5 protein-coding genes are annotated in these 12,605 nt (G+C 54.4%); 3 read left to right on the top strand and 2 right to left on the bottom strand.

The genetic code is table 11. The annotated features are described in order from the left end of the window. Positions 1-91 precede the first annotated feature (91 nt). Positions 92-1,378, top strand: coding sequence for an asparagine synthetase B (locus FRY97_RS12990; protein ID WP_211356865.1), 1,287 nt, complete (start codon positions 92-94; stop codon positions 1,376-1,378). Positions 1,379-1,792: 414 nt separating this feature from the next. Further along, on the top strand, positions 1,793-2,944 hold the full coding sequence (locus tag FRY97_RS12985; protein WP_147167974.1) for a S1C family serine protease: 1,152 nt from the start codon (positions 1,793-1,795) through the stop codon (positions 2,942-2,944). Positions 2,945-3,036: 92 nt separating this feature from the next. Here FRY97_RS12985 and FRY97_RS12980 read toward each other — a convergent pair whose 3' ends face one another. Further along, complete coding sequence (locus FRY97_RS12980) at positions 3,037-3,633, bottom strand: PNPOx family protein (RefSeq protein ID WP_147167973.1); 597 nt, start codon at positions 3,631-3,633, stop codon at positions 3,037-3,039. Between the two features lie 597 nt (positions 3,634-4,230). On the opposite strand from FRY97_RS12980, the gene FRY97_RS12975 reads away from it, so the two are divergent. Further along, the gene (locus FRY97_RS12975; protein WP_147167972.1) at positions 4,231-4,860 is read left to right on the top strand and encodes a MarC family NAAT transporter; all 630 of its coding nucleotides are present in this window, start codon (positions 4,231-4,233) and stop codon (positions 4,858-4,860) included. Between the two features lie 65 nt (positions 4,861-4,925). On the opposite strand, the gene FRY97_RS12970 is transcribed toward FRY97_RS12975, so the two are convergent. Further along, positions 4,926-12,575, bottom strand: a complete 7,650-nt coding sequence (locus tag FRY97_RS12970; RefSeq protein ID WP_147167971.1) for a gliding motility-associated C-terminal domain-containing protein — start codon at positions 12,573-12,575, stop codon at positions 4,926-4,928. Between the last annotated feature and the right edge of the window lie 30 nt (positions 12,576-12,605).

The following is a 12,605-nucleotide window of genomic DNA, read 5'->3' as shown; positions in this document are numbered from 1 at the left end:
TTCCATACGGGTTTATACATCCAAAGGCCCTGAATTGTTGTTGTCCAACTATAGCAGGCTCCATTCCTGCCCAAAATTGAAACTGCAGAATATGATGAAGAAAGTCCTCCCTGTTTTAATCCTAATGGCCTGTGCCTTGCACTTGCAGGCTTCCTACATACTGCTCCCCATGGACCCCGAAGGCCAAAAAGACCACCTCAAGGCTTATGGGATCACCTACTGGGTGCTCAACAATGAAGTGGAAGCTTGGTGGCTGCTCAACTACCGGGGCGGCAGCTTTGCCTTCCCCTACTCCAGGGTTTTTGAAAAAGAGTGCCTCACCCGTGGAGTCTCATACGAAGTGCTGGCAGACGGCCAGTTCAACGCTATCCTCGATGAAATCGCCGACCCGGAAGTCAACATGGAAGCCATGAAATTGGAAAAGGCGCCCAAAATTGCCGTCTATACGCCTGACCAGAACGCCCGGGGCGAGAAAATACAGCCTTGGGACGATGCCGTCACCATGGTGCTCACTTATGCAGAAATACCTTACGAAACGGTGTACGATACAGAGGTGATCGGGGACGAGCTGGTGAAATACGATTGGCTGCACCTCCACCACGAGGATTTTACCGGGCAGTACGGCCGCTTTTACCGCAACTACCACAACCAGCCCTGGTACCGGGAAAACCAGCGGAAAATGGAAGAGCTTGCAGCTACCCTTGGGTTTGCCAAAGTGTCACAGCTCAAGCTATCCGTCGTCAAAAAAATTAAAGAATATGTGGTCGGGGGCGGTTTTATGTTCGCAATGTGCTCAGCTACTGACACTTATGATATTGCGCTGGCGGCAGAGGGCGTAGACATTTGTGCCGAAATGTACGATGGCGACCCCGTTGACCCCAATGCCCAGGAAAAGCTGGATTATTCAAAGACCTTTGCCTTTGAGGATTTTCAGCTGGAGCGCAACCCTCTGGAATACGAATATTCCAATATCGACCATTTCAGGGGCAGAGATGCTATGGTAAAGTCAGACCAAGACTATTTCACCCTCTTTGACTTTTCAGCCAAGTGGGACCCTGTGCCCACCATGCTGACCCAAAACCATACCCGTACCGTTAAAGGCTTTATGGGGCAGACCACCGCATTCCGCAACCCCGTCATCAAATCTAACGTCCTCATACTTGGAGAAACCAAGCCGGCCCGGGAAGCCCGCTACATCCACAGCGAATATGGGCAAGGGTTCTTTACTTTTTACGGTGGGCACGACCCCGAAGATTACCGCCACTATGTTCAAGACCCGGAGACCGACCTCAGCCTGCACCCCAATTCGCCTGGCTACCGCTTGATTTTGAACAACATCCTGTTCCCTGCTGCTAAAAAGAAAAAGCGCAAAACTTAGCGCTTACCTGGGGTGGCTTCGCCATGAAAATCAAGAATTTATGCCTACCTGCCGCGCCAGTATGGCCGGCAAGGCGCCTTGGCGAAGCCCCTAAATTTGATTTTAGCGGGCTAAATGACAAGACAGTGAGGAAGCTAAGTTCATAAAATATTGATTTGCAACAGGATCAAATTCCAAAAATGACCTTAAAACTGCATAAATATGCTAAACCTCCCATAATCATTCGACTCAATGAACCGGGCCGGTATAGTAGGAAAATGAGCCGTTTTCAACCACGCGCCGGCTTTTTTAGGAGCTTAGCCTAAGTTCAGTGGCTGGAAAAAGCATAGCGCAGGAAAAGAAAGAGCCATTTTAACCCTACAATGCCCCCAACGCATCGAGTCAATTCATCAGCTGCAAAACTGAATACCGAATATGGCGAACCAATTCCGAATCTTCCTATGGCTGGCCCTCTTGGGGGCTGGTTTTCTCGCGGGCGCTGCCTGGACCAACCGGGCGATGCCTTCACCAACAGCTGAACCCTCAATCCCTGAGCAACCTGCCCCTCAACCGGTAAGCCAACCGGGCAGCAGCCGGGAGCCTGAAGCGGGCGCTGGGCTAACCCCTCAGGAGCGTTCTAACATCCGGCTCTTTGAGGAAGCAGCACCTTCCGTCTGCTATATCACCACGACCAATGTCAGGCGCGACTACTTCAGCCGCAACATTACCGAAATCCCCCGGGGCAGTGGCTCCGGCTTCGTCTGGGATGCAAAAGGGCACATCATCACCAACTACCACGTGATACAAGGAGCAGACCGGGCCACTGTCACCCTTGCTGACCGCAGCACCTGGCAGGCTGTGCCCGTGGGCGTCGCCCCGGAGAAGGACTTGGCCGTGCTCAAGATCGAAGCCCCTGCTTCCGTCCTACAGCCCATACCTGTAGGCACTTCTGACGACCTCAGGGTCGGGCAGTCTGTTTATGCTATTGGCAACCCTTTTGGGCTCGACCAAACACTGACCACGGGTATTGTCAGTGCGCTGGGGCGCGAAATAGAATCGGTAGCCGGCATCCCTATCCGGGACGCTATACAAACTGATGCAGCCATCAACCCCGGCAATTCCGGCGGCCCCCTTCTCGATAGCTCCGGCCGGCTGATCGGCGTCAATACGGCCATCTACAGCCCTTCCGGGGCCTCCGCAGGCATTGGCTTCTCCATTCCTGTAGACGTGGTCCGGTGGGTCGTGCCTGAGCTGATCGACTATGGCGAGATCAAGCGCCCTTCCTTGGGGGTAGAACTGGCGCGCCCTCAGATTGTAGAACGCCTTGGCCTAAAAGGGGCGCTCGTCATTGACGTCATTGAAAATGGGGCTGCAGAACGGGCAGGCATACGCCCGACCTTGCGCGACCGCTCGGGCTCTATCATCTTGGGAGATATCATCACCCAACTAGGAGGCGAAGCCATTGAATCCAACAGTGACCTCATCCTGGCTTTAGAAAAATTCCAGCCCGGAGAGGAGGTTGAAGTCCGTGTACTTCGGGACGATCAAGAGCTGACCGCAAAAATCAGGCTGGACCAGCCCAGATAAAAAAGCATATCGCCCTTTGAGGGCTGTAAAACAGGCACCTCAGTACTTGGGGTGCCTGTTTTTTGTTGAGCTAAGGCAGCGGAGGGCCTGTATCAGGGTGCGGCCCAAATAGCCCTCAGCTCTTCTCCCTCATAAGAGAACACGGCCCGCTGATGCCCCTCAGGGTGAAGGTGCAGCAGGTCCCCCTTTTCAATCTGGCACTGCACCACCATAAAGTTTGCGAAAGCAGGCTCTGTCATTTCCAGGCTCATGCCCGCCGTCCAATATTCTGGAAGAGTGCTGCCTTGATGCAGCAACGGAGTGCCGGGCGGCTGCAGGCCAGCATAACTGCTCCGGCCTTGCACCGGCAACTTTTCCCAATATGCCCGGGCGTGCTCGTTTTGGAGGTTTAGTGCTACGGCTCCTGACATCCGCATCTGTATCTTTTTCCGGCTGTCCCAAAAAAGCCAGGAAAGCGCTCCTTGTTCTTGCAGCGCTTCCACTTTCGCAGAGCGGGCGTCTGTGAAAAAAGTAAGCCGCCTTTGCGCAATCGATACTTCTCTGAGCACGACCACACGCTGTTCAGCTGTGTGCGCGCCCAGTGTTGCGGCGACAGGAGTCTGGTACGGGCCCTTCCGGGTGGCTGCTGCCTTAAAAAGCAGGTGCCACGCTGCATGTACCATTTTTTGAGGGCTGCTAAATTTTTCCATCAGTGTTTAACCATTTTTTGTGGGGCCCAACTGAAAATTGTGATAAAAATCACAGGTTTTCTCCCAGCTAAATTATACTTTTGTACTACCGTTCAATGGAATGGTTGTGTTATTATGACAATTTGATTTGCAAGGCTGCCCATCCGTTTCAAAAAAAACTAACCGGGCATGTGACCACAGCAACTGTTCGCCGTCATAAAGACGAACATACGGGAAACCAAAAGCGGTTCAATTTCCGTATTATCTTACAAGGGGAATGGTAGTTGTGGCTAATCAGTTCAACATTTATTTGGCGTACTGATTGGCCCAACCTTTGTAAATCGTAACTTATCAACTGCGCGGCTTCAATTCCGCGTCAAGAATATGGGTTTTAGGTGTTTTTCTCGGGGAGCAATGATTTTGCTCCCCTTTTTTGTGCCCCGGTTTCAGCTTCGGCTGATTTATGTCGAAAAAATGCAAGCCTGAGGAACCTTTGAACAGCTGGCGATGTATTCTCCTTTTTATAGAGACAGAATCTTATTCTAAAACAGGCAAAAACAAACCCTGCTGACAGAATAATCAATTACCGAAAGTCAATTCCTCTAAAAGGCAAATACCATGTTCGAACTATCTCTGGCTGTATTGGCTTCCTTGTTCTCCTTGGTCAACCCGCTTGGCGCCGTACCAGTTTTTTTGGCGATGACGCCGCACTACACCAAAGGGGAGCGGCAGCAGACTGCCCTGCACACTAGCTTGTACTTCACTTTGATCCTGCTGGCCTTCTTTTTTGCGGGGTCCCTGATACTGACATTTTTTGGCATCAGCCTTAATGCCATGCGCATTGCGGGCGGGCTCGTCATCCTGACCTCAGGCTTTTCTCTGCTCAGCGGTAAATTTGCAGAAGGCCGAGCGGTAGATAAAAAAGTAAAGCAGGAAGCCCTGACCAAAGATGATATTTCTTTTTCCCCTCTGGCCATGCCGCTCCTCTCCGGCCCCGGTTCCATCTCTTACCTCATCAGCATACAGGCTGAGCAAGAAAGCTGGGAGCCTAAGCTGGCCATTGCAGGCGTTATAACCATCATGGGGCTGATCGTCTTCCTGATCCTCCGCTCGTCCCCTTATCTCCAAAAAGTACTCGGTGTAGCGGGGCTGCAAGCGCTAAGCCGCATCATGGGCTTTTTGGTTATGGCTATTGGCATCCAAAACATCATCACTGGAGTAGTCGCCTTGGTGAAAAACCTGGCATAAGCGGCTATGCCCAAACACACAAAGGGGACAGCACCTGCACCGTGCTGCCCCCTTTCTTTGTGCGATCAGCGCAGTAGTGTAATGCTGCCTGAATAAGGTAGCACCTCCCCACTCTTCAGGCGGATCTCAGCCTGCCAGACATATACGGCAGCATCCATTTCCTGGCCGTTAAAAGTACCATCCCACCCCATAGCGGGGTCATTGGCTTGGCCACCTGCAGCTTCATGCAGAAGATTTCCCCAACGATCATACACCCGGAACACTAGCACCTCTTCTACGAGCAGGCTGCCATATGGGAAGAACAAATCATTCTGCCCGTCTCCGTTTGGGGAAAAGACATTGGGGAAATAAACGCCATCCGCTTCTTGAATGCGCACCCAGACCTCATCAAAGGCTGTACAACCGCCCTCATCGGTGACTGTCACCCGGTAAAGCGTGCTAAGCGCAGGCGCTACCAGGTAAGACAAGCTGTCGCTACCGCCGTTTTCTTCAGGCCACCATGCTACCGCCACAATAGGCAGCCCGCTGCTAGCCGCAGCCTCAAGGGTTACCTCCTCCCCTTTTTCTATCGTCAGGTCATCACCGGCATCCACTTGCACTACATCGGGCATGGGCAACACCAAGGTCTGCTCAGAACGGCAGCCATTCGCATCTTCAAGCACCACCTCAAAGGTGCCCGAGGACAGCCCCTCATACACCGTGGCCAGGCGGAATGCCCCTCCATTCAAGGCTGAGAGGAAAGGTGGCGTACCCCCAAATACCGTATCCAATGCTATCCGCCCGCCCTCTGTACAGCCCGGCAGGCTAAAAGACCAAGCCACAGAATCGAGCAGCACCTCCGAAGCACTGACAAAAACACTGTCCACGTTAATGCAACCATTAGCAGTGTTGGCTACCGTCAGATAGTACCAGGCAGAAGCTCCTGCCTCCGCCTGAAGGCTTGCTGCCCCACTGATGACCTCCCCACCTTCACCGGCGGCCCAGTTGTAAGTGATGCCCGGCCCGATAGCAGACCCCGTTGCATCCATCAAAACCGTGGGCCGCCCACAAGTAAGGCTATCCGGCGGGAGAAGGTTGATTGCTGGAAGCTCACGGTTGTCAATAACCAGCACCTCCGCTTGCACATCACAGCCGTTCTGCAGGCTTGTCACTTCAAGCTGATATACCCCTGGCTGTTCAGCCGCCAAAAACAAAGGGGCCCCGGCAATGACGCCCCCCTCGGGGGCCGTCCACCTGTAGGTAAAGCTATCCGCTGGCAACCCCACTAGAGGCTGTAGGATTACCGAATCTTCCTGGCAGTTGATGGACAACGGGCCCGGCAAATCTACTGATGGCGGAGCAAAGTCACTGCCGACCGCCACCTGTGCAGTATCCCTGCAGCCTGATGCCACATCTGTGACCAACAATCGATATCCGCCCGGAGCAGCAATCAATTGAGCTGCGTTGTTCCCGACAACATCGAAAGCCCCCCTCCGCCATTCGAACAATAAGCCCTCGGGGCCTTCCGTAGTGGAAGCCTGGCCATCCGCAAGCAGTGTATCCGCAAAGCAGTTGAGCGTAAGCGATGGCAGGCTGATAGTTGCCTGAGGGAAAAACCGGCCATCGGCTACTGCTACGGTGTCTTCAGCAACACAGCCGCTCAACGGGTCCGTTACCCTGAAAATGTAAGTGCCCGGCCCATCAGCCAAGGGCGTTGCTGTGTTGCCGCCTTCCAAAATACTGCCCGGCATCGCTTCCCAGCTCAACGCTACCTGCCCACTTTCTGCCGACCAGCTACCAGACAGGCGGACGTTTGGGGAAGCGCAAGTGGATACGGTATCTGCCCCGGCATCCACGACAGGGACTCTGTCGTCTGCTGCAACATTAATAGTGTCTACTGAAGTGCAACCATTGTCCAAAGCGGTTGCGGATACCTGAAAGCCGCCCGGCCCAAAGACAACCGCTGCAGCACCTTGTGGAATAATATTGCCCCCCTCCAAGCTAGCCCAAACGAAGGAAGCAGGCACATCTGCCCCTGCCTCCAACAGCAAACTATCTGCTGAACAGGGGAACAAGGCTGCATCCGGAAGATGCACGTCGGGGGGGAGCAAATCCTCGCCTACTGTGAAGTTGACGCCATTGGTGCAGTCGGATGCAGTATCGGTCACTTCAAACCTGTATACACCTGGCAGCCCAACATCAATAAAAGGTGTGCCTACGCAAGGGCCAGTCGGCTGGCCACTGCTGTTGAGCCGGAACCAACAGGATACCTGGCCGGGCAGCAGCTCTACAGGCGCCTCAACCAGCAATACCGTATTGGCACAAGTGAGCACTGTATCAGAGATGAAGCCGGCCTCCGGCAAATCATCAGATACTTCTACCTGCACACTGTCTATGGCAAAACAGCCATTGTCTATATCTGTAACCCGGATAGTATACCAGCCCGGCGTATTGACGGAAGGATTGAAAGTTGTTGGCCCGACCACATTTGCGCCAGCAGGCCCAGCCCATTCGTATTGTATGTTGTTGCCAAATGCAGAACCACTGCCATCCAGGGCTACCGTTGAAGCGGCACAAGTAATGGTGGCCATGCTGCCCGCGCTGGCCACAGGCCTTAGGGTATCGGCCCGCACCAAAACCTCGTCTACCGAAGCGCAGCCAGTTAATGTATCCATTACTGTAAGGCGGAAGGTATCCGCAATGCTCACGGCCAACTCTGGGCTTACCCCTCCACCTTGTACAGCCCCGCTCAGCCGTTCCCACTGATACACCAAGTTGACACTGCCCTGGCCCTGGCCCGACAGGGTAACCTCAACCGTTTCGCAGGTCAGCACCTGATCAGGCCCTGCATTGGCCAAGGGCGGGTTATTATCTGCAATGACCTCCAAACTGGCGGTGGCCGAAAAACCCAACGTATCGGTAGCGGTTAGGGCGTACGTGCCAGGAGCCCCAATCCAAGCCTCAAGCTCATCCTCACCTGACAATATGACGCCATCTGGAGTCGACCAGCTAAGCGTACAGCCTTCGCAGGGCTCACAAAACTGCCCCCGCAGCACAATGCTATCTGCTATGCAAGTCAGGTTATCTGCGCCAAGCACTTCAATGCAGGGGCCACACTCTTGCTGCACAACGGCCAGATCGCGGTAACTAGAACAGTCCGTGTCTGTATTCGTCACAGTCAACCGGACCATACCTGCCGTGTCCAAAAGCACCGAGGCGCCGTCCGTACTGCCAATGATTTCATCACCTGCCCAGCTGAAGTCATAAGGCTGCCCTTGCGGGAGGACAAAAGCCGTAAGCTCAAAAGTGTCCACTAGGCATGGGATGATTGGCGAGCTGAAAGTAATGTCAGGCAAATCATCGCCGCGCTGTACGCTGACCAAGTCTTCAGCGAAACAGCCATTAGCGCTGTCGCGGACCGTGAGGAAATAGGTCGCTGCATCATTCACTAGTATACTGAAACTGTCGCGGACAAAGCTCTCGTCGTCTAGCTTGGTCCAGGTATAACCAATGCCAGCCCCCTGTTCCGAGCCACTAGCATCCAAAACAGCGACAGGGTTGTCACAAGTAAGCAGAACACCAGGGCCAGCCTCCGCTAAAGGGGCTAAAGAATCGACAGCTACAACCACAGAGGCCGTATCCGATAAGCCAAAAAGCGGGTTTTCTACGATTACCTGATACTCTCCAGGGCAGCGCACTTCCACATTGGCAGACCCTTGCCCAGATAAAAAACAGACCTCAGGGTTGGGCCCCGACCAAGCAAATGTATACATGGGCGCACTGTCTAAGGGGATAGCCTGCAAACTGACAGACAACACCTCACAGGTTATGGTATCCGCCGTGGCTATCACAACGTCAGGAATACAATCAATGACGACTTCGGCAATAGCCGTATCCGGGCAAGCCCCATTGCTGTCGTCTGCAATCAGCATATAGGGGCCAGGGGCACTGACTTCCCTTATCAGCTCGTTACCAGGCTGCAACGCCCCGCCAAAGAACCAGGCGAACTGCTCGCCCGCTGAGGTGCTCCCGTCTAATGTAGCCAGCCCGGTTGAGCAGGAAAGGGATACCGTATCCGGCAAAACAGCATTTGGGACTAGCGAATCGCGCGTTACCTGCACCGAATCTATCGCCTGACAGCCGCTTAGCGTATCGGTCACAGTCAAAATGTAAACACCTTCACAACCTGCAATGACCTGGCTCGCTGCCCCGACACCTGAAAGGCAAGGCCCAGTCCATTGAAAGGTATAGCCCTCCTGTGGCACACCTAGCGCCACTTCCGAAACCGAACAGGTGAGTTCTTGATCCGGGCCGGCCTCAACAGGGGGCGGGGCTGTACGATCGGCAATTTGGACTGAGTCTATAGCCTCGCAGCCGTTTGCGATATTGTAAACACGCAGTATGTACTGCCCTGCCGTCCCGACTTCTAAATTCAGCTGCCCGCCAAAGGCAAGCGTATCACCAGCACTGTTAGCCCAAAAGAACGAGAAGCCATCCCCCATTGAAGAAGCACCGCCCCCTAGGCTGAGCAATGGCTCATTACAGGTCAGGGTATCTGCTGGCCCGGCATCAGCTATCGGCGCGAGGGTATCCTGCAAAACATGGGCCTGAAGCTCTTGGGCACAGCCATTGATGGTGTCCGTGACCAAGACGCTGTACATCCCCGGCACCTCTACCTCGTATCCTGGCGTGCCGCTGCCCCCGCTCCCTTCCCAATCATAAATATACTGTGGCTGCCCACCCTGCAGCTCAAGAGCAACCGAGCGCGCTGTACAGGAAAGGGTATCCGGAAGAGGGAGCGTAGTTGCCGGGGATATCGTATCCTGGCCAACAGCTACAAAAGAAGTATCCTGACAGCCATTAGCCACATTAGTCACTAAAAGCAAATATTCCCCCGGGCTGTTGACCATAGCCTCCGGGCCAGCGGTAGAGACCAAGCCCGTACCTATTACTTCTATCCAATCGTAGTCCAATCCAGGCCCAATGGACGTGCCCGGGCCGGAAAGCGTGACCGAACTGACGGTGCAGGTCAACAATCGATCAGGCCCGGCGTCGGCTACCGGGGAAAGGGTGTCTTGAAAAACTTCCACAGCGGCAATAGCAAAACAGCCGTTGGTGGTATCGACGCCCATCAACTGATAGGCACCGGGCCGTGCTGCTTCTGCTTCCAGCATTGCAGCATCCCCAACAAGCCCTCCTGCAGGGCCTGTCCACGCATAAACAATATCGGTACTAGCGGTGGAGGCCGTACCTTGCAGCAACACCATTGCCCGGCTGCAAGTCAGGGTATCCGGGGGGGCTATGGACAGGTCCAGCACGGTAGTATCCTGAATAATATCGATGAGGGCGGTATCCCGGCAGCCATTGGCCGAATCTTCCAGTATAGCCTGGTAGCTCCCAGGAGCGGCAACCTCAATGAAAGAAAGCGTGTCCGCCCCAGAAATCGCACCGCCATTGAAGGCTTCCCAACTAAAAGCTGCAGGGCCGCCACTGCTGAGCACATTACCCTCCAACACTAGGGTGTCCTGCAAACAGGTCAATACTGTATCAGCATTGATGAGCAAGCGCGGGCTCAAGGTATCCAGCCCTACGGTCACTTCAGTGGAGTCGGCACATTGGGAAGCCGTATCCAATACCCGTAACTGATAAGTGCCAGGAAATGCCACCACTGGCATAAGGGATGCCGGCTGCTCAATAGGGTGCCCATCGGCAGAGGTCCAACTGTAAACGATATCGGCACCAGTTGTGCTCCCTGTCCCGTTCAAGGAAAGTACAGGGTCATCACAGGTTATAAAACCGCCAGGGCCTGCCACTGCCATTGGTATGCTTTGGTCTGCAGTTATGACAACGGTATCTGCTGCTTCACATCTGCTGTCTACATCAATGACACTCAACACATAAGTGCCCGCTTGGCTTACGGTAACCTGAGGCTCAAAAGGTGGGGTCTCGAATGCCCCGTCTGCACTGCCCCAAAGGTAAGCATAATCATTGCCCATACTTGTCCCTGTACCGCCCAGAAGCAGGCTGCCAGCAGCGCAAGTCAATATGCCGGACGGCCCCGCATCTGCCGATGGCTTTAGGGTATCCAATGGCACCTGTACGGTGTCGGCGAACAGGCAGGCCCGATCGCCCTCACTCACGGTGGCCGTCAAAACATACAAGCCGGCTGTATTGGCTTCCTGTTGGGGCGCACTCCCTAAGATGCCCTCTGGCCCAACCCATTGCAGCGCTACGGTACCTTCAGGTGCCAAAACTGTGCTATTCAGGGTGGCCACAGGAAAACCGCAAGTGAGCGTATCCGGAGCATCTACCTCAACCAAAGCGCCCAGCACGGTAAGGTTTACATGAATGATGCTATCACAGCCACTTGCCGCTATTAATGTATCGGTATAGGTGCCTGAAGCCGTCAGCAGGCTATCGCCTAAAAGGAAGCCCTCGCCGGCACAAAGGGCCAGGGCTGTGTCCATTTGGATGGGCTGCCTTACAACCAGGTTGAGCGACACTATGCTGTCGCAGCCTGAGGCCGCAGTCAGGGTATCGGTATAAAAACCTGTTTCAGTATAAAGGCTGTCCCCTACAGCAAAAGCGTCGCCAAAACAGATCACCGGGGCAAGCGCCCGCTCTATGGGCTCGAGCACAGCCAAGTCCAGTGCGACTAAGCTATCGCAACCTCCATAGCCCGTTAGCCTAACTTCATAGAACCCTGTTTCTGAAAAGAGGCTGTCCCCTACCGCATATTGCGCTCCACGGCAAATGGTGTCGGCAAGCGCAACCAGAGCAGGCGGCTCTGCTATTTCCACCTGACGGCACTGTGGGGTAATGGCCCCACAAAACGAAGGCGTCAGCCCTTCTGTATCGTTCCGGATGCTGTCTAAGGTAAGCGTGCCATCGGGCACCGGCAGCAAAAGGGAATCTGCAAGCAGATAGCTCAGCCCACAGACCTCATAGCGCCCCGGCGGATACGCGCTCATGTCCGGTAGAGCATCGACGGCCTGCAGCACCCCGTCCTGCCCGATAAGGAAGGTATAGCCATATTCGATTGTATCGGCAGGGGCGCCAGCAAACACGACCTCGGGCGCTCCGGATAGGATGCTGTCCCCTTCGCAAGCTAGGATATCCGGGCCTGACAGCTCTCCCGGAACGGCAAAACAGCAATCCAGGCCCCGCGGGTCGCAAAAGGCCAGCTGAAACCCAATAATGGCCCCTGCATAGGCTGAAGGGAGATTGCCCACTTGAATCGTCCACGTACCATTGACTGGGCCCGTATCAAAATCCTCCAAGCAGCCCTGATAGGGGTAGTAACTGCCATTGTACAGCCCTAAAGATGCGAAATTGCCGGTCTGCTCATTATCCCACTGCTGAAGGGAGCCTGCGTCGGGCGCTGCCAGCTCTCCACAAGGCACAAAACGGATGCGCCAAATGCTCCCGAAAGTAAATTCAAACTGCTGATCTGTGTTCGGCCCGATCAACTGAACACTCTGCCCTGAGGGGCTTACCAAAGTAAGCTCAAGGTTATCCACGTACTGATGGGCAAAGGCGATATCCACCCCACAAAGCCCCTGCCCTGCACCGGACAGATCGTCGTTGAAAATATCGTAAACCTCAAATGGAAAAGAAGGGCTTTGATTTTGCCCGATAAGAAGCGTATCCGTGAGCCCACATGGCTGGGCCCACATGGCCGGCAGGCTCAATAGCCCAACGCTGCAGATCCAAAAAATGCGCCTGATTAAGTTCATGTCCTTGGGATTATCGCCCGGCTTGTACCG

Origin of the sequence: Phaeodactylibacter luteus, from assembly GCF_007993045.1 — a bacterium.
Taxonomy (GTDB): domain Bacteria; phylum Bacteroidota; class Bacteroidia; order Chitinophagales; family Saprospiraceae; genus Phaeodactylibacter; species Phaeodactylibacter luteus.
The sequence above is the reverse complement of the archived record's forward strand: the minus strand, read 5'-3'. Positions and strand labels throughout refer to the sequence as shown.

Bases quoted from the DNA above. Each gene is read 5' to 3' on its own strand.
- FRY97_RS12990 (WP_211356865.1), top strand. From the start codon at position 92: ATGATGAAGAAAGTCCTCCCTGTTTTAATCCTAATGGCCTGTGCCTTG.
- FRY97_RS12985 (WP_147167974.1), top strand. From the start codon at position 1,793: ATGGCGAACCAATTCCGAATCTTCCTATGGCTGGCCCTCTTGGGGGCT.
- FRY97_RS12980 (WP_147167973.1), bottom strand. From the start codon at position 3,633: ATGGAAAAATTTAGCAGCCCTCAAAAAATGGTACATGCAGCGTGGCAC.
- FRY97_RS12975 (WP_147167972.1), top strand. From the start codon at position 4,231: ATGTTCGAACTATCTCTGGCTGTATTGGCTTCCTTGTTCTCCTTGGTC.
- FRY97_RS12970 (WP_147167971.1), bottom strand. From the start codon at position 12,575: ATGAACTTAATCAGGCGCATTTTTTGGATCTGCAGCGTTGGGCTATTG.